Source organism: Streptomyces sp. NPDC002536, from assembly GCF_053594995.1.
The window spans coordinates 1-16,773 of record NZ_JBSFWU010000100.1; the positions used below are offsets into that span (position 1 = coordinate 1).

Genomic DNA, 16,773 nt, shown 5'->3' on the forward strand with positions numbered 1-16,773 from the left:
TCGCCCCGGACCCCAGGGGCAATGCGTCGGCTGCAGGCCGTCGGTGGCTTGTCGCGCAGTTCCCCGCGCCCCTGACGGGGCGCACCGCACCCACGAGCGAAGATCCGCCGGACACGCCCTAGAACGCTCCGGACCACAGGCACCGGATGTGAGCAACCGTCAGGTGATGCCCACCCGCCCCGCAGCACCTTGAATCTCCCCCAGGGGGAACTCCTACCGTGCACGGGAGCGCGGACGGCCCGGCGGGCCGGTCGTGCGGACCCGAGCGAACGAGGAGAGGCCCATGACGGCATTCGTGCTGGTGTCGGAGATCTGCACCGGCGGCTGGATCTGGCGGGAAACGGCCGCCCGGCTGCGGGAGTCGGGGGCCGAGGTGCATCCGGCCACGCTCACGGGCATGGGCGACCGCCGTCATCTGGCCCGTCCCGACACGGACTTGGAGACGCACATCGAGGATGTGGTGCAGCTGATCGACCACACGGAGGCGCCGGATCTGGTGCTGGTCGGCCACGGCTACGGCATCCACCCGGTGCTCGGCGCCGCCGAGCGGCGCCCGGAGCGGGTCGCCCGGATCGTCTACCTGGACGCGGGGATGCCGCAGGACGGCGTACCGGCCGTCCACCTCGTGCCCGACCAGGCGATCCGCGACGCGCTGCCGGCCCGGTCGCCCGGGGACGACCGGCCGGTACCGCCGCCGTCGCACGACGACTGGCAGCGGTGGGGCAGCATCGCGGACGTGCCCGGGGCCGCGCTGGCGCGCCTGAGCCGCCTGGCCGCACCGCAGCCGGTGCGCACGCTCACCCAGCCGCTCCGGCTGTCGGGGACCGCCGTCGGCCTGCCGACGACCGGTGTCCTGTGCACCGCCAACGGGGCGAGCATCGCCATGGTCGAGACGCAGGTGCGGCTCGGGGACCCGAAGTTCCGCGCGCTCCTCGACCGCCGGGTGGGCTTCCTCGAACTCGGCACCGGGCACTGGCCGATGCTCTCCGCCCCCGGCGAACTGGCCGGCGTGCTCCTGCGGGCCGCCGCAGGGGAGGGACACCGGCTGGCCACGACGACGCCCGAACAGCCCGCACACCTCAGGCCCTTCCTCATGGACCTGCCCGAACGGCCCCGGGAGCGCACAGGCCGCGTCGATCTCCACCTGCCGGATGCGGAACACCCCCGTCCGGCCGTGGTGTTCGTCCACGGCGGCCCGGTTCCCGCACAGGTGCGGCCGACGCCGCGCGACTGGCCGCTCTACGTCGGTTACGGCCGGTACGCGGCGCAACTGGGGGCGGTCGGCGCCGTGGTGGAGCACCGGCTGCACGACATCACCGACTACGCGCGTGCCGCCGAGGACGTCGCCGCGGCGGTGGACCTCGTGCGGGCCGATCCGCGCGTCGACGCGGACCGCGTCGCGCTGTGGTTCTTCTCCGGCGGTGCCCTGCTGTCGGCGGAGTGGCTCGCCGCACCCCCGCCGTGGCTGCGGTGCGTGGCGACGACCTATCCCCTGCTCGCCCCGCCGTCGGGCTGGGGGCTCACGGACTCCCGCTTCCACCCTGCGGCCGAGGTGCGCAACGCCGGACGGCTTCCCGTCGTGCTGACCCGAGTGGGGCTGGAGAACGCGGAGTTCGCGGCGAAGGTGGAGGAGTTCCTGTCCGCCGCCGGGGACTGCGGGGCCGACGTCGAGGTGGTCGACGTGCCGGACGGGCACCACGGTTTCGAGATAGTCGACCACACCGAACAGTCACGGCACGCGGTGGAGCACGCGATGCGCTCGGTGCTGGGGCACCTGGAGGGCTGAGGCCGGCCTGCGCCCGCGCATGGACACGGCGGAGACGGCCGTGCCAGCCTCGACGGGCGCGGCCGGGCGGCCGCGCCCGATGACAGGGGGCAGGAATGAGACAACGACTCTTGTCGGCGACTGCCGCGACCCTGGCCGGCATGGTGCTGGCCGTCGGCGGACCGGGAGCGGCCCGGGCGGCCACTGCCGCGCCCGCACCCGGGGCCGCGTCGGCCGTCACGCCGGCCGACGACCCGACGCCCGACGAGCAGGCACAGCTGCGCGTCGTGGCCGCCGCCATCTGGAACCAGCAGCTGGCCGACGGCTGGAACATGAACAGCGACGTGGCCGACGTGCTGTCCCGGGCCACCGGTGCGATCCTCACGTGCTCCGAGGCGTTCGCGCTCGTCCCGAAGCCTCCGGGATTCATTCCCGGGCCCTCGTATCTCGTCAAGTACGCGCTCCAGTTGCGCAATTACTTCCAGGCGGTTCGGGGCAACCGCACCTACCGCACGTGCGTGGTCGCCGCGTCCGCCGACTACCGCAGTGCAATCGAGCTGGCGTCGATGGGCGCCTGAGGCCGCCGTCGGGATCAACGTGCCGGGTGGGACGGCCTGGCCGCTCCCCTCGTCACCGGTGCCTGCGCGAGCCCCGCTCCTGGCGGGGCGGGGTCTGGCCCGTGGTGGGGAAGGCCGGCCTGGGCAGGGAGGCGACCTCCTGTTGCGCCTCCGCCAGTTGTTCCCGGGTGTTGGCCGGCAGGCGGGGCGGCTTCCGGGCGGGGGCGGCGAAGCCGAAGGCGGAGGTGAGGTCGCCGAACGTGCGGCGCCGCCAGGCGCTGATGTTGGGCTCGCGCACCTCCCTGCCGTGGGCCGCCGTCCAGCTTTCCAGGAAGCGCAGGCACGAGGTGTGGTCGAAGGCCTCCTGGGCGACCCAGCCTCCCACGGTCCAGGGCGAGATGATCAGGCAGGGCACCCGGAAGCCGCCGCCGACCGGCCGGCCCGAGACGAATTCGTCCTTGGTCCCCTCTAGGGGCACGGGCGGGGGGACGTGGTCGAAGAGGCCGTCGTTCTCGTCGTAGTTGAGGATGAAGACGGTCTTGTTCCAGACTTCCGGCTTGCCGGCGATGACTTCGAGCTTCTGCGCCACGTAGTCGGCGCCCGCCGCCGGCAGGGAGTCGGGGTGCTCCGACTCGGCGGTGGAGGGGATGAGCCAGGAGACGGCGGGGAGGCGGTCGTTGCGGACGTCCTCCTCGAAGGCGCCCTCGGGCAGCCTGCGCATGCCGCGCTCGTACAGGGGGTCGCCGGGCTGTGCCTCCCGGAACCGCTTGAAGCCGTTCAGCACGTTGTAGGAGCCGTTGTCCCGGCCCTGGTAGACCTGCCAGCTGAAGCCCGCGTCCTGCAGGCGCTCGGCGTAGGTGGTCCACTGGTAGAAGGTGGGCGGGTAGTCGTTCGTGATGACGGGACCGCCGCGGGTGCCGCCGGGGTCGATCGTGCCCGACATCCAGTGCAGACGGTTGGGCCAGGTGGGGCCCAGGACCGAGCAGAAGTAGTTGTCGCAGACGGTGAACGCCTCGGCCAGGGCGAACTGGAAGGGGATGTCCTCGCGGGTGTGATAGCCCATCACATAGGGCGCGTCCGCGCCGTCCGCGTGCCGGTGCGCGGGCATCCACCGGTCCATCCGGCCGCCGTTCCACGCCTCGTGCTGCACGTCCCAGGCATGGCTGGTGGAGGGGATGGACTGGGCGTTCGTCTTGTGCGTGTCGAGGCGGAAGGGCAGCAGGTACCCCTCGGGGTTCGCACTGTCCGGCTGGTGGAAGACGTTGCGGCCGTTCGACAGCTTGAGCGCGTGGGGGTCGTCGAAGCCGCGCACTCCCTTGAGCGTGCCGAAGTAATGGTCGAACGACCTGTTCTCCTGCATCAGCAGGACCACGTGTCTGACGTCCCTGAGCGATCCGCCCTCGGCAGGGCCCGCCGCCACCGCCCGCTGCACGCTCCCCGGCAGTGCGGAGAACGATGCCCCGCCGAGGGCAGCGGCCGCTGCGCCGGTCAGGATTCTGCGCCGACTGATACCCGTCATCCGTCCTCCGCCACAGCCGTCTCCGCCTGCCGCGCGGGCGATCGCAGCCGGCGATCGCCCAGCGGTGACGACGAGACTGCTGCATCAGCGGCGCCTCATGGGGCATCAGAGCACAATAATCACCTTTCCGGACGAGTGGTTCGTCTCGTCTTGACGCCGGAGCACCGTCTCAGACCTGGGCCCTGCCGCCGTCGACGAACAGTTCGATGCCGGTGATGAAGCTGGAGTCGTCCGACGCCAGGAAGAGCGCCGCCTTGGCGACCTCCTCCGGCTCTCCTGCGCGCCCCAGCGGAATACCGGCCACCAGCTGCGCGACGGCGTCCTGCGGCTGCGCCGCGAGCATGGGCGTCTCGACGGGCCCGGGGCTGAGGACGTTGGAGCGGATCCGGCGGTCCTTGAGCTCCGCCGTCCACACCCGCACGAAATCACGGACGGCCGCCTTGCTTGCGCCGTAGACCGAGTGCGTGGGCGTTCCCTTGCTCCCTGCGACGGAGCCCGTGAGGATGACGGAGGCGCTGTCGTTCAGGAGCGGCAAAGCCTTCTGCACCGTAAAGAGCGCGCCCTTCACATTGACGCCGAAGATCTTGTCGAAGTGTTCTTCGGTGACATCTTCCAGAAGGGCCGGGTCGCCGACGCCGGCATTGGCGAAGACGACATCGATGCGCCCCTTGGCCTTCACTGCCTCGTACAGCCGGTCGAGATCGGCCGGTTCGGCGACGTCGCCCCGAACTCCGGTGACATTGCTGCCGATTTCCTTCACGGCCTCGTCGAGTTCCTTCTGCCGGCGGCCCATGACGAAGACGTGGGCACCCTCTTCGGCGAAGAGCTTTGCCGTGGCCAGGCCGATTCCCGACGTGCCGCCGGTGATGACCGCGGTCTTTCCCTGCAGCTTTCCCATGCGTCTGCTCCCGATGGTCGCGAACACTCGACGGGAAAAAATATCAAGGCCGGACAGGTCAGGGCCGGACGAGTACCTTCAGGGCCGTGCGGTCGGCCATCGCCCGGTAGCCGTCCGGCACTTCCTCCAGACCGACCGTGCGGTCGAAGACGCGGCCGGGCTCGATCGCGCCGTCGAGGACGTCGGGCAGCAGTTCCTCGATGTAGGCGCGAGCCGGTGCGGTGCCGCCGGTGAGGGTGATGTTGCGGCCGAACATGTCGAACCCGAGAGGCCCCTTCTCGTACTGCGGTACGCCGACCCGGCTCACCACTCCCCCGTCGCGCACGACACCGAGCGCCGTCTCCAGGGCCGCTTCGGTGCCGACGCACTCCAGCACCGCCCGCGTGCCCTCGCCGCCGGTCAGCTCGCGCACCCGCTCCACGCCCTCCGCTCCGCGCTCGGGGACCACGTCGGTGGCACCGAAGTCGCGCCCGAGGTCGGTGCGGGACAGATGCCGGCCCATCAGCACGATCCGCTCCGCGCCGAGCCGCCCGGCGGCCAGCACCGCCGACAGCCCGACCGCGCCGTCGCCGATCACCGTCACCGCCGTACGCGGCCCGGCCCGGGCCGTCAGCGCGCAGTGGTGACCGGTGCAGAACACGTCGGACAGGGTGAGCAGCGACGGCAGCAGCGGGGAGTCCTCGCCGACGGGGAGCTTCACCAGGGTCCCCTGCGCCCACGGCACCCGCACGGCCTCGCCCTGGCCTCCGTCCACGCCGTTCTGCGCCCAGAATCCGCCGCGCGGGCAGGACGTGTGCAGGCCTTCGGCGCAGTAGGCGCAGGTGTTGTCCGCGTAGGCGAACGGCGCGACCACGACGTCCCCGGGCTCCAGCCCGGCCACGTCCGCGCCGGTCTCCTGCACGACGCCGAGGAACTCGTGGCCGATGCGCTCGCCCTGCTCCGTGGCCGGTCTCGCCCCGTAGGGCCACAGGTCGCTGCCGCAGATGCACGTGCGCAGCACGCGCACCACGGCGTCGGTGGGCTCCTGTACGCGGGGGTCGGGCACGTCCTCGACGCGCACGTCCCCGGCCCCGTAGATCAGCGTTGCTCGCATGGGAATCGTCCGTTCGCATCGTCGCGCTTCGCCACCACCGGCGACGGCTGCGTCATCTGCGTTGTCCGCGTCGGCTGCGTTGTCTGCGTGTTTTCTTCCGGTCCTTCCAGCGTTGCCAGCCGCGCGCGGCTCTGCAAGGCGAGACCGATTCCGGTGGGTGACGGGCGAGCACCATCTGTCACCGATACGCACCGCCTCCGGAATTCGCCATTTCCATGACGGTCCGTCAACTTTGCGGAACACCACGGACACCGGAAACCCCAGACCCTATCCTTCCTCCACCGTCTACCTGACGCTTTCGAACGACGCGTGGGGAGAGTCATGGGGGAAAGACTCTACGGCCAGGGCCCGGTGCTCGACGGACTGGTCCCCCGGCTGGTGGGCCTGGAACGCACCGGCGGCGGCCGCGTCCCCTTCGAGGACCGTGACCGGGCACCGATCGTGCAGGTCTGCGGCGGGCTGGGCAGCGGGAAAAGCGCCCTGCTCAACGCGCTGTACGAGGGCTACCACGACCGCGTGCCCCTTGCACGCGTCGATCTGGCCGCACCCGGATTCGAGGAGGGCGGGGCGGCGGACAGCCCGAACTCCTCGCCGGTCACGAACGTTCTCTACCTGCTGTCCTACAAGCTCGGACTGAAGCTGCACGGCACCCGCCGGCCGCCGCGCTTTCCCCGGCTCTCCATCGGCCTGCTGGTGGTCACCGCCTGGGAGCCCGAAGGCACCTTCCCGGACCAGCTCAGGGAGGCGGAACGCAGCCTCCGGGAAATCGTCGCGACGGGCGACACCGATCGCAGGAAACGCAGGGAATCCCTGAAGAAGTGGCTGGATGCCCTCACCCCGCTCCTCACCAACGCCATTGCCCTGCCCGCGCCCCTGGACGAGATATTCCCCACCGTCCTGACCACGGCCGGCGATCTCCTGCTGGCCCCGCGCCCGGACAGGGGTGCGCTGCACTGGTGGGGCGAGCAACTGCCCTTGGCCCAGGGCGACAGCCTGCAGAAGCTGTTCTCCTTCGTGCACGATTTCCGCAGAAAGGGATACAGCCGCCGGAAGGCCGAGGAGCAGCTGATCGCGGCGCTCCTGGCCGACATCGACGACGACTACGGGCGGCTGCACCGCGCCAACCGCACCCCGCTCCCGCTGATCCTGCTCGACAACGTCCACAGCCCTGCCGCGGCCGGCTTCTTCGACCAACTCGTCAGTGCCTACGACAGCTTGGGACGCTCCGGCCACCCGGTCACACGCCCGGTCGTCGTGGCGACGTCGCTCGGGGATCCCCGGCCCCTCACCCAACTGTCCGAGGTCGGGACCCCGGTCGACCCCGGCCGCCGCAGACCGTCGTCCAACCGGGTCGCCTACCCGCCACTGCTGCGGCTGGGGCTGCCGCCGGTCCGACGGGACGAGATCATGGGCATGCTCAGCCCGCTCGACTACCCCGCAGGCCTCCCGCTCCTCCTCGAACGGCTCAGCGGCGGCCGGCCGGGCAGCGCCCGGCTCCTGGCCGACACGGCCCGCGAGCTCCCCGCGACCGGCGAGCGCCTCGGCCTCGCCGAGTTCCTCGCCCTCTTCCACGACGGATCGCCGTCGGGCCTCACCTGCAGCACGCTCGAACAGCTGCTTCCCGAGGCCGGGTTGCGGGCGCGGCTGCCCCTGCTGTCGGTCGCACTGGACGAGAGCGCCGCACGGCGCCTCGCGGCCGCGTTCCCGTGCGAGGAGAACGCCCTCGGGGACAGCCCCCGGGAGCGCGTGCACGAGGCCAGGCGCCATCTGGACGCCTCCCGCTGGAACCTGCACCCCTGGCCTGCGGTCCACGGAGTGAGCCCCTTCGTCGTCGATCGCGCCTTGCGTGCGCTGCTGCTGATGCGGCTGCGTCTCGAGGAACCGGAGGAACGCTGGTACCAGATGCACCGCCGGCTCCGGGCGGGCTACACGCCGGGAAACGGCGGAGCCGAGTCCAGCGGGCAGGAACTGCCCTACCTGCACCATTCATTGGCGCTGGGCGAAGTGGACCTGGTCGTGCGCGTCCTGCACGAGCGCTTCGGCCGGGACGGGTGCGCCGCCTGGCTCTCCACCGTGAACGTCGTCTGCGCCGCACCGGTTCCGCCCGACGAGGCCGCCCGGGTCTACGACACCCTGGTGCGGCCGGTGGACTACGGCGGGTGCACCAAATGCGCGGACCCGGCCGCCGTTCCGGTGCACTGGGCGGTCAACAAGCTGGTGCAGGCACTGTGGCGGCAGTCCGATCCACTGGCGGTTCCCGTCGACGGGCACGTCCAGAAGATCAGGACGGCGCTGCAGACGCTGTACGAACACGTCGAGGACGACGATGCGCTCTACCGGGCCTGCCTGGAGTGGCCGAAGCGGCTGGACGAGGGCGTCCAGGCACCTGACCTACCGATTGAGGGAGGGATCGGCGTATGAGACCGACGATGCTCGGCCGGTTGGGCCCGGTGACCAAGGCCGTGGCGCTGGCAGTCGTCCTGGTCCTGACCGGCCTCGGCGGCTGGGCCGGGTGGACGCTCCTGCAGCCCGACCCCTCGTGCGGCCAGGGGGTGGAGAAGCGCGGGCCCCGCCAGGAGTGCACCGGAGTGACCGACGGAGCCTACGCGTTCGCGCCGCTCCTCGCCGACGTGTCGCAGCGGGTCAAGGAGGAGAATGACCGGGTCGTCGGGGAGAAGGACACCCCCTACGTCACGGTCGCCCTGATGATTTCACTGATCGGGGACAACGAGGTCGAGCAGCGCCGGATCCTGGGAGAGGTCCAGGGGGCCTATCTCGCCCAGTACCGGGCCAACCACCTCTCCAGCGGCGAGAAGCCGGCCATCCGGCTGGTGCTCGCCAACCCGGGGCGGGACGGCGCCCAGTGGCGTCGGGTGACCGACCAACTGGGCGGGATGGCCCGCAGCCCGAAGGACAACCTGCGCGCCGTCACCGGCTTCGACAACAGCACCAGCCCGTTCCGGGACGCCATCGCACACCTCACCAGGGATCTCGGCATACCGGTGGTCGGCGGGACCATCACTGCCGACAGCATCGCCAACAGCGCGCGGAATCCCAAGGCCTACCCCGGTCTGGTGCGGATCGGCGCGACCAACCGCGAAGAGGCCGCCGCGATCGCCGACTTCGACAAGGACCACGGGGCCAAGCCCGCGGACTCCCTCCTGGTGGAGGACCAGCGCCAGGGCGACAACTACATCGACACCCTCAAGGAGGCCTTCGCGGAACGCACCAAAGGGTCGCCGTACCAGAGCGAGTTGTTCAGCGCGGGCAACAGCCTTCCCATGGACTTCAACAGGATGGTGCTGCGCATCTGCGAGACGGACGCCAAGGTGATCTACTTCGCCGGGCGTTACCAGCAGCTGGGCGTCTTCCTCCAGGAACTCGGCAAGCGGGCCTGCCGGAAGAAGGACGGCAAGGACACCGCCTACACCGTGGTCACCGGGGACGCCGCCAACACGCTCGCCTCGCAGCTCGCCGCGGATCCCGGCTTCGACTGGTCCATCTTCTCCCACGGCATCACGCTCAAGTACGCCTCGCTCGCCCACCCCGATATGTGGGGCAACCCGCCCACCGGCGAGATGTCACGGACCTTCCAGGAGCTGAGCAGCCTGATGACCACGGCGACGAAGGGCTCCGGGGGCCGGCAGTCCGTCGGCCCCATCAGCCCGCGCAGCTGGTACGACCTGCACGACTCCCGGACGATGATGATCCACGACTCCGTGTGGACCGCGGTCTCCGGCATCCGCAGGAACACCGGCAAGGACAACCCGCTCCCCAGCCTGCAGGACGTCACCGAGGCCTGGTACCGGATGCACGGCAAGAGCGGCAAGGTGGAGGGGGCCAGCGGCTGGATCTGCCTGGACAACTACGGCAACCCCTACGACAAGGGCGTCGCCATCGTCGAGCTCGACCCGCGCACCAGGAGCATCGCCTTCGACGGTCTCGCCTGGCCGACGGGCCGGCCCCCGTCCGAGGACTGCGCGGCCCCGAACGGGGGCTGACGGCTCAGCCGACGAAGTCCTGCGCCCACCAGTAGGTGCCGTTCGCGTCGATCACCAGCCCGACGCCGGTGTACGAGTAGTCGCCCAGCATGATGTTGCGGTGCTTCTCGTCGTCGATCCACGCCTTCACGACGGACGGGGCGTCCGTCCAGAAGCCGTGGGCGCCGGCGGCGTTCTCACCGGTCGCGCCCGGTCGGTGGGAGAAGCCGTACTGCTGGAGCCGGGCGTTGAGGGTGCCGTCGAAGGTCCAGTGGCCCTGCTGCTGACGGCGGGCCTCCTCGTCGGCCTCGTCCTGCGCGACGTGCTCCACGGCGGGGTCGTAGGTGAGCGCCGCCTTGCCGTTCTGCGCGCGGTAGTCGTTGACCAGCTGCAGCACCTGCTTCTTCAGCTCGTCGGCCGACGGACGGTCGTTCCCGCTCCCGTTCCCGCTCCCGGTGGGGAAGTCCCATCTCTGGGCCTGCGAGTAGTTGCAGGAGTAGATCTGCAACCGGGTGCCGTCGGCCGTGCTGCCGCCGGGGACGTCCAGGCACTTGTTGGACCGGGGGTTGAGCAGGGCGCCGCCCTCGACACGGACCCACGTCTGGGCGCCGGTGCCGTTGCAGTCCCACAGCTGGACGGGCGTGCGGTCAGCGGTACCGCTGGAGGCGACGTCCAGACACTTGCCCAACGCGACGAGCGGCGAGCCGGCCCGGCCGGGCTCGTAGGAGAAGGTCCACTTCTGGGAGTCGGTGCCGTTGCAGCCGTACAGCTGCACCGGGGTGCCGTTGCTCGTCCCGCCGGCGCGGACGTCGAGGCACTTGCCGCCGATCCCGGTGACCGGGCCCGTCGAATCCGCCGCCTGCGCCGTCGCCGGCACGGCGGTGACGGCTGCCGCGGCCAGCGCCAGGGCACCCCATATGTGTAACTTCTTCAGCTGTTTCTTCATGACGCCCGTCCTCTGCATCGTTTGCATCGTTCGCGGATCGCGCCCGGGCAGTGGTGCCCGGGCTCGTCGGAGGACGCTAGGGGCGGGGCTTCAACAACGGGTCAACACTCCGCGACGGGCCCGGCGGCCGCCGCGCTCGCCGCGGCAGGCACACTGGGCCCGTACGTCCGGCGAGTTGCGCCGGCGACGGCACGAGCAACCAGCAACCAGCAACCAGCAAGGAGCGAACATGTCCCTCTACGACGTCGAGATCGACGCCCTCCAGGGCGGCCCGGCAGACCTCGCCCAGTACCGCGGCAAGGCCGTCCTGGTCGTCAACGTGGCCTCCCGGTGCGGGCTGACCCCGCAGTACGCCGCGCTGGAGAAGCTCCACGAGCACTACGCCCCGCGCGGGTTCACCGTCCTGGGCGTCCCGTGCAACCAGTTCATGGGCCAGGAGCCGGGCAACGCGGAGGAGATCGCCGCCTTCTGCTCGGCCACCTACGGGATCACCTTCCCGATGACGGAGAAGACCGACGTCAACGGCGAGCACCGGCACCGGCTGTACACCGGGCTCGTGGACACGCCGGACGCCGAGGGGCACACCGGGGACATCCGCTGGAACTTCGAGAAGTTCCTCATCGCCCCCGACGGCACCGTCACCGCCCGCTTCGGCCCCCGCACCGAGCCCGACGCGCCCGAGGTCACCGCCGCCATCGAGGCCGTGCTGCCGGCCTGACGCCTCAACACCTGACACCGCGGTGCCCCACACGTCCGAAACCGGCCCACGCACTTTCGTCTCCCCCATTGATGAGCCGACGCATCGCCGCTTGCATGGCTCTGCCCGGAATTGTTCCGGCTGTCGGGCATGTTCCGCCCGGCGTCTCGCAGAGGGGGTACCGTGCACAGGCCCAGCGCACGTTCGGCAAGACGAAGAGCGTCCGGGGGATCCGGACCACGCGGCGGAATATCCGGTGCGGCGGCGCTGATCGGCGCCGCCGCACTCGTCGTCTCCGCCGTGCCCGCCCACGCGGCGACGGCACCGGCGTCGGGCCCGGGAGAGGTCGTACCGGGACAGCACACGGCAACGCCCGCGCTGGTGACCGGTATCCGGGAGCCGGTGAAGGCGGCCGGGAGCGCCGCCGACGCGGCCCGGGGACACCTGGCGGACAAGCAGAGCCGCTACCGCATCGCGCACCCCGAGCGGGATCTGCAACCCGTGCAGACGACTGTCTCGGGCCGCTCGGAGATCGTGCGGCTGCAGCAGAAGTACCGCGGGGTGGACGTCCTGGGCGGGCAGTACGTCGTCCGCATGGAGAACAAGGACGGCAAGCGGGTCGTCACCGGCACCTCGGGCAAGTATTTCACCGGGCTGAAGGTCGCGACCGATTCCGGGATCGACGCGGAGGTGGCGGTCGACCGGGCGGTCGACGCGGTCCAGGCGCAGCTGGGCCCGTGGCAGCCCGGCCGGGACGGCAAGGGTGACGGGCCGGACGGGCCCGGCACGCCGCTGACCGGCACCGCGCGCGGACCGGTCGTCCTCCCCAAGGGCGAGGGCGTGCTCACCCAGCACGTCACCGTGCGGGGCACCGACCCGGCCACCGGGGCTCCGGTCCTGCACGAGGTGTACATCGAGGCGCAGTCCGGTTACCCGGTTCTCCAGTACAGCGGGATCAAGACATTCGCGGCTCCCGACGAGGCGAGCGGGACCGGGAGTTCGGCGGGCCAGGAGCACCGTTCCGTCACGGCGCAGGACGCCGGGCCGAAGGGATCGGGCGTCAAGTTCGACGGCAGGACCGTCGACCTGCAGCTGGACCGGGACGAGGCGCGGAAGCAGTACGTGATGCGCGACCGCACCCGGGCCGAGGCCGGCAGCGACAAGAATCTGATCTCGACCTGGGACGCACGGGAGCTGAGCGTCTGGCAGGTGCCCGGCACCTGGCCCTACGGCATCAAGGAGTTCGGCTCGCCGACCCCCGCCTTCGACCGGGAGGCGACCGAGGCCGGTGCCGTGGACGCGCACTGGGGCGCGGGCAAGGTCTACGACTATTACAAGTCGGTGCACGGCCGGAACAGCCTCGACGGCCGCGGCATGGCCGTCAACTCCCTGGTCGGCGTCGGCAAGAACGTGCCGTACGTCAATGCCTTCTGGGACGGCACGAAGATGGTGTACGGAAACGGTGACAAGGAATACCGTCCGTTCTCCGCCGCCCTGGACGTCGTCGGTCACGAGATGACGCACGGCGTCGTCGAGAACAGCGCGAATCTGGTCTACGCGGGCCAGTCCGGCGCCATGAACGAGGCGATCGCCGACTACTTCGGCGGAGCCATCAAGACCGACACGTACGGCATCGCGATGGACGATCCCGACGCGGGCCTCCTGGGCGAGGCGCTGTGCCGGACCAAATCCCCGCGTGAGTGCGCCACCCGCGACATGAACGACGGAAGGACCACGTCCAAGTCCTTCCTCGGTCTGGCGATCGGCCACGACAACGGCGGCGTCCATCTCAACTCCACCATCTTCTCGGGTGCGTTGTGGGACATCCGCAAGGATCTGGACCGCACGCTCGCCGACAGGATCGTCTACAGGGCGCTCATCGCGTACATGACGCCCCTCGACGGCTTCACCGAGGGCCGCAATGCGGTCATCGCCGCCGCCAAGGACCTCAAGGTCCCGGACGACGACCTGAAGTCCGTCGAGCGCGCCTTCAACGCCCACGGCATCGTGCCCGGCTGGGAACTGGCCATGGGCGTGGACTCCGACCTCCTGTCCGCCAAGGTCAACACGACCAGTGAACGCTCGTCGGTGGGAGCGGGCGGCGGCTGGTGGGCCGCGGCCAGGTCCAACGACGACGGCTCGGAGCCGTACTCGGTCTGGGCCGGCCGTCTGGACGGGACCGGTGCACCGAAGCTGATCAGCCCCAACGACGGGCACTACCACGTCGATCCGGTCACCGACGGCAGGACCGTGGTGTGGCAGACGTACCGGGGCAAGGTCTCCGACGTGCTGGCACGACCGCTGGCCGGAGGCCCCATCAAGAAGCTGTACAGCGGGTACCGCGTCTCCTCGCTGCACGTCGAGGGGAAGCTCGTGACGTTCGCGACCCACGGGCAGCGCGTCGGACCGCGCGTGATGTACGTGCGGATGGACGGGGCCGGTCCGGTCACCGTGCCCCCGGTCCCGTACAACAGCGACGCCGGCACGGGCTATCCGTCCCTGAGCAACGGCCGGATCGCCTTCGCGCACTGGCACCGCGGTCCCCACGGCTGGCAGAACGACACCGAGGTCCTGGACACCGCGACCGGCAAGCGGACGGTGATGCAGCAGCTCGGTACACCGCCGATGGTCACCGTGACCGCCATCAACGGGAAGTACGTGTACTGGCTGGTGCCGACCGTCCCGCAGAGCGGCACGACCACGGTGCGCCGCGCGAACCTCGACGGCACCGGCGCCGTCGACATCAGCCCCGGAACGGGCAAGGACGCGCTGCAGGTCGGGGACCTGACGGCCTCCGACGACGCGGTGACCATCGCCGCGCGGACACCCGATTCACTGGACAAGCTGTGGCAGTTCGCTCCGGACGGCTCGCGCAGGGTCCGGGTCTCCTGCAACCGCGGTGAGCAGTTCGCGCCCGCCGCGGCGGGCGGCAGGCAGGTGGTGTGGATCGACGCCACCACCGGCTCCACCGACCTCGTCACCCGCACCCGCCCGGCCGGCACCTGCGGCTGACCTCCGGGGACGTGGACGGCCGCTGGGGTCCGGGCAGGCGGATCCCGGCGGTTACGGAACTCCGCCGCGGTACCTGAGGGTTCAGGCGCGGGCCGGCCGGTCGCCCGTCACGGGTTAGCCGTCACGGGTTGGCCGTCACCTCGAAGCCCGCGCCGTAGATGTTGTGCGCGGGGTCGGCGGCCTCGCGGGCGCGCAGGTCGGCGAGGATGTTCGCCGAGCTGGTGTAGTTGAAGGGGGGCAGCTGGAGGGTGATGGCCTTGGTGATGCCGGCCCAGGGGCCCACGGCCTGGAAGTTGTTGGCCTGGGACGGGAGGTCGGTGCCCGGCACGTGCCAGATCACCGGTCCGCCCGAGTCGCCCGCCTTGTTGAGGGCCGGTGCCCGGTAGACGCCCCTGTCGTTGTTCATGACGGTGCCGTACCAGACGCCTGTCTGGCCCGAGGTGATGATCTCGTTGTTGCCGGTCGTGAGCAGCCGCTCGTTGTCGAGCGCGGGCTTGAGGGCGTTCGGACTGACGGGCCCCTGCGGGTACTTCACCTCGCCGGTCTGCTTCAGGTACGGGCCCTGGGAGGAGAGCGTCACCTGCGGGAGCAGCTCGATGACCATGTAGTCCTTGGTGAGGTGTCCGGTCTGCGAGCCCTCGGGGTCCTTGAAGTAGCGTACGTGGCCGATCGGGCCGTAGCCGATGTCCTGCCGGTGGTAGACGGGGGCGACGTTCTCCGGGATCTCGCGGTCCGCGTACTTCTTGCTCGGGTCGCCCAGGCAGTGGCCCGCGCTGATGGCTATCTTGCGCTGGTGGTCGTCCGTGCCCACGGCGCCGAGGGTGCAGAAGAGATTGGGCGCGTCCGGGCCGAAGGCGATCTGCATGCCGTTGTAGACGCGTTTGCCGGGATCGGCCTGGCCGGTGCGCGCGTCGGCCTGCGCGGTGCCCGCGGCTGCGGCTCCGGTGAGGGCCAGGGCCAGAGCCAGGCCGCACAATCTCTTGATCACGTGTGATTCCCGTCTGTTGGGAGGGGTGGGGGTGGGGCCGTCTGCCTTGTTGATCACCAACTGACACCATCACCAGGTGCTTTGTCCAGACCAACCGGGAGTAACGTCCCTGCCCGGGATGCCGGGACCTGCCGGTCGGGGGCACACTGGCATCGGACAGGCCCTAACCCCCTCCGCCCGTCCCGGAACACCGAGCACCAGATGAGCAGCAGCCGTCCCGCCGGCACCCCGGCTCCCCCGCCGGACGGTCCCCGCAACGGACCACCCGTCTCCGGCCAGAAGTTCGACGTGCTCTTCGACGCGGTCCGGACGTGGGGCCGCTGGGCGGACGCCGGCCGGGGTGCCTGGAACCGGGTGACCGCCGAGCATGTCCGGGAGGCCGCCTCGCTGGTGCGGTCGGGGACCGTGGTGACGCTGGGGCGGCCGTGGGACACCGTGCCGGGGCCGGACAACGCCAAACCCGCCCTGCACTTCATGTCCGACCTCGGTGACGTCGAGGCTCCCGAGCCTTCCGCCCACAAGGACTTCATCGGCGTCGACTACCACGGCAAGGCCGTCAGTCATCTGGACGCGCCGGCCCATATCGCCTACCACGGGCGGCTGTACGGGGGCGGCGCGGCGCGGGAGCTCGTCGGTGCCGGGGGTGCCCGCTTCGGGGACGTCGCGGCGCTCGGGCCCCTGGTGGCCAGGGGTGTACTGCTCGATCTGCCGGCCGTCCTGGGGGCGGCGTGGCTGGAGCCCGGTCAAGCGGTGCACGCCGCGGACGTCGTCGCGGCGGAGGAGGCGCTCGGCGTGGCGGCCGGCGAGGGCGATGCGGTGCTACTGCGGGTCGGCCGGTTCCGCCGTCGCCGGGAGCTGGGCGCCTGGGACCCCGGCGAGGCGTGCGCGGGCTTCCACGTGGACGCGGTGCCGCTGCTGGCGGAGCGGGGCGTCGCACTGCTCGGCAGCGACGGCGACAGCGACGTACGGCCTTCGCCGGTCGAGGGCGTGCACTCCCCGGTGCATGCTCTCGCCCTCACCGCGATGGGCGTCCCGCTGTTGGACAACCTCGACCTGGAAGCGCTCTCCGCGGCCTGCGCCGGGGCGGGCCGTTACGCGTTCCTGCTGGTCGTGGCCCCGCTGAACATCCCCGGCGGCACGGGCTCGCCCGTCGCCCCGGTCGCGGTGCTGTGAGGCGGCGGCAGCATCCGGGCAGGTCACCGGCCGTTCCGGGCGGTGACCTGTGGGCGACCGGTGCCGCTATATGGACAAAGTTCTAAAATGGAACATCACTGCAACTGCTCCGACGCACGAGTGGCCATGGCCGCACGTACGGATG

The 16,773-nt window shown here is 70.9% G+C and carries 12 protein-coding genes; 7 read left to right on the forward strand and 5 right to left on the reverse strand.

Annotated features, from left to right (window positions below; translation table 11 throughout):
• The first annotated feature begins 283 nt into the window (after window positions 1-283).
• On the forward strand, window positions 284-1,786 hold the full coding sequence (locus tag ACWD4B_RS28345) for an alpha/beta hydrolase (RefSeq protein ID WP_451423419.1): 1,503 nt from the start codon (window positions 284-286) through the stop codon (window positions 1,784-1,786).
• A 95-nt stretch (window positions 1,787-1,881) separates the two neighbouring features.
• Window positions 1,882-2,343: a hypothetical protein gene (locus tag ACWD4B_RS28350; protein ID WP_451423420.1), complete on the forward strand. Its 462-nt coding sequence runs from the start codon at window positions 1,882-1,884 to the stop codon at window positions 2,341-2,343.
• Between the two features lie 52 nt (window positions 2,344-2,395).
• Here the strand turns inward: ACWD4B_RS28350 and ACWD4B_RS28355 are convergent, their stop codons facing one another.
• The 3 genes from ACWD4B_RS28355 to ACWD4B_RS28365 form a co-directional block, all read right to left on the reverse strand.
• Window positions 2,396-3,841, reverse strand: coding sequence for an alkaline phosphatase family protein (locus ACWD4B_RS28355; protein ID WP_451423421.1), 1,446 nt, complete (start codon window positions 3,839-3,841; stop codon window positions 2,396-2,398).
• Between the two features lie 169 nt (window positions 3,842-4,010).
• Window positions 4,011-4,739: a glucose 1-dehydrogenase gene (locus ACWD4B_RS28360; RefSeq protein WP_451423422.1), complete on the reverse strand. Its 729-nt coding sequence runs from the start codon at window positions 4,737-4,739 to the stop codon at window positions 4,011-4,013.
• Between the two features lie 58 nt (window positions 4,740-4,797).
• The gene (locus ACWD4B_RS28365; RefSeq protein WP_451423423.1) at window positions 4,798-5,832 is read right to left on the reverse strand and encodes a zinc-binding dehydrogenase; all 1,035 of its coding nucleotides are present in this window, start codon (window positions 5,830-5,832) and stop codon (window positions 4,798-4,800) included.
• 321 nt (window positions 5,833-6,153) lie between these two features.
• Between ACWD4B_RS28365 and ACWD4B_RS28370 the strand changes: the two genes are divergently transcribed.
• Window positions 6,154-8,253, forward strand: coding sequence for a hypothetical protein (locus ACWD4B_RS28370; RefSeq protein WP_451423424.1), 2,100 nt, complete (start codon window positions 6,154-6,156; stop codon window positions 8,251-8,253).
• Complete coding sequence (locus tag ACWD4B_RS28375) at window positions 8,250-9,833, forward strand: ABC transporter substrate-binding protein (protein WP_451423425.1); 1,584 nt, start codon at window positions 8,250-8,252, stop codon at window positions 9,831-9,833. The genes ACWD4B_RS28370 and ACWD4B_RS28375 overlap by 4 nt, the downstream gene beginning before the upstream one ends.
• A gap of 4 nt (window positions 9,834-9,837) precedes the next feature.
• On the opposite strand, the gene ACWD4B_RS28380 is transcribed toward ACWD4B_RS28375, so the two are convergent.
• Window positions 9,838-10,758 carry a ricin-type beta-trefoil lectin domain protein gene (locus ACWD4B_RS28380; RefSeq protein WP_451423426.1) on the reverse strand — a complete coding sequence of 307 codons (921 nt, stop codon included), beginning with the start codon at window positions 10,756-10,758 and terminating at the stop codon, window positions 9,838-9,840.
• Window positions 10,759-10,987: 229 nt separating this feature from the next.
• On the opposite strand from ACWD4B_RS28380, the gene ACWD4B_RS28385 reads away from it, so the two are divergent.
• A complete protein-coding gene (locus ACWD4B_RS28385; protein WP_451423427.1) occupies window positions 10,988-11,476 on the forward strand; it encodes a glutathione peroxidase in 489 nt (162 codons plus the stop codon).
• Between the two features lie 162 nt (window positions 11,477-11,638).
• Complete coding sequence (locus ACWD4B_RS28390; protein ID WP_451423428.1) at window positions 11,639-14,467, forward strand: M4 family metallopeptidase; 2,829 nt, start codon at window positions 11,639-11,641, stop codon at window positions 14,465-14,467.
• Between the two features lie 121 nt (window positions 14,468-14,588).
• On the opposite strand, the gene ACWD4B_RS28395 is transcribed toward ACWD4B_RS28390, so the two are convergent.
• On the reverse strand, window positions 14,589-15,455 hold the full coding sequence (locus tag ACWD4B_RS28395) for a hypothetical protein (RefSeq protein WP_451423429.1): 867 nt from the start codon (window positions 15,453-15,455) through the stop codon (window positions 14,589-14,591).
• A gap of 201 nt (window positions 15,456-15,656) precedes the next feature.
• Between ACWD4B_RS28395 and ACWD4B_RS28400 the strand changes: the two genes are divergently transcribed.
• Window positions 15,657-16,628 carry a cyclase family protein gene (locus ACWD4B_RS28400; RefSeq protein ID WP_451423430.1) on the forward strand — a complete coding sequence of 324 codons (972 nt, stop codon included), beginning with the start codon at window positions 15,657-15,659 and terminating at the stop codon, window positions 16,626-16,628.
• The last annotated feature ends 145 nt before the right edge of the window (window positions 16,629-16,773 follow it).

What these genes read in the sequence shown, in the direction of transcription:
- ACWD4B_RS28345 (WP_451423419.1), top strand. Translation starts at nt 284, where the DNA reads ATGACGGCATTCGTGCTGGTGTCGGAGATCTGCACCGGCGGCTGGATC.
- ACWD4B_RS28370 (WP_451423424.1), top strand. Translation starts at nt 6,154, where the DNA reads ATGGGGGAAAGACTCTACGGCCAGGGCCCGGTGCTCGACGGACTGGTC.
- ACWD4B_RS28400 (WP_451423430.1), top strand. Translation starts at nt 15,657, where the DNA reads ATGAGCAGCAGCCGTCCCGCCGGCACCCCGGCTCCCCCGCCGGACGGT.
- ACWD4B_RS28380 (WP_451423426.1), bottom strand. Translation starts at nt 10,758, where the DNA reads ATGAAGAAACAGCTGAAGAAGTTACACATATGGGGTGCCCTGGCGCTG.
- ACWD4B_RS28375 (WP_451423425.1), top strand. Translation starts at nt 8,250, where the DNA reads ATGAGACCGACGATGCTCGGCCGGTTGGGCCCGGTGACCAAGGCCGTG.
- ACWD4B_RS28385 (WP_451423427.1), top strand. Translation starts at nt 10,988, where the DNA reads ATGTCCCTCTACGACGTCGAGATCGACGCCCTCCAGGGCGGCCCGGCA.
- ACWD4B_RS28355 (WP_451423421.1), bottom strand. Translation starts at nt 3,841, where the DNA reads ATGACGGGTATCAGTCGGCGCAGAATCCTGACCGGCGCAGCGGCCGCT.
- ACWD4B_RS28365 (WP_451423423.1), bottom strand. Translation starts at nt 5,832, where the DNA reads ATGCGAGCAACGCTGATCTACGGGGCCGGGGACGTGCGCGTCGAGGAC.
- ACWD4B_RS28360 (WP_451423422.1), bottom strand. Translation starts at nt 4,739, where the DNA reads ATGGGAAAGCTGCAGGGAAAGACCGCGGTCATCACCGGCGGCACGTCG.
- ACWD4B_RS28350 (WP_451423420.1), top strand. Translation starts at nt 1,882, where the DNA reads ATGAGACAACGACTCTTGTCGGCGACTGCCGCGACCCTGGCCGGCATG.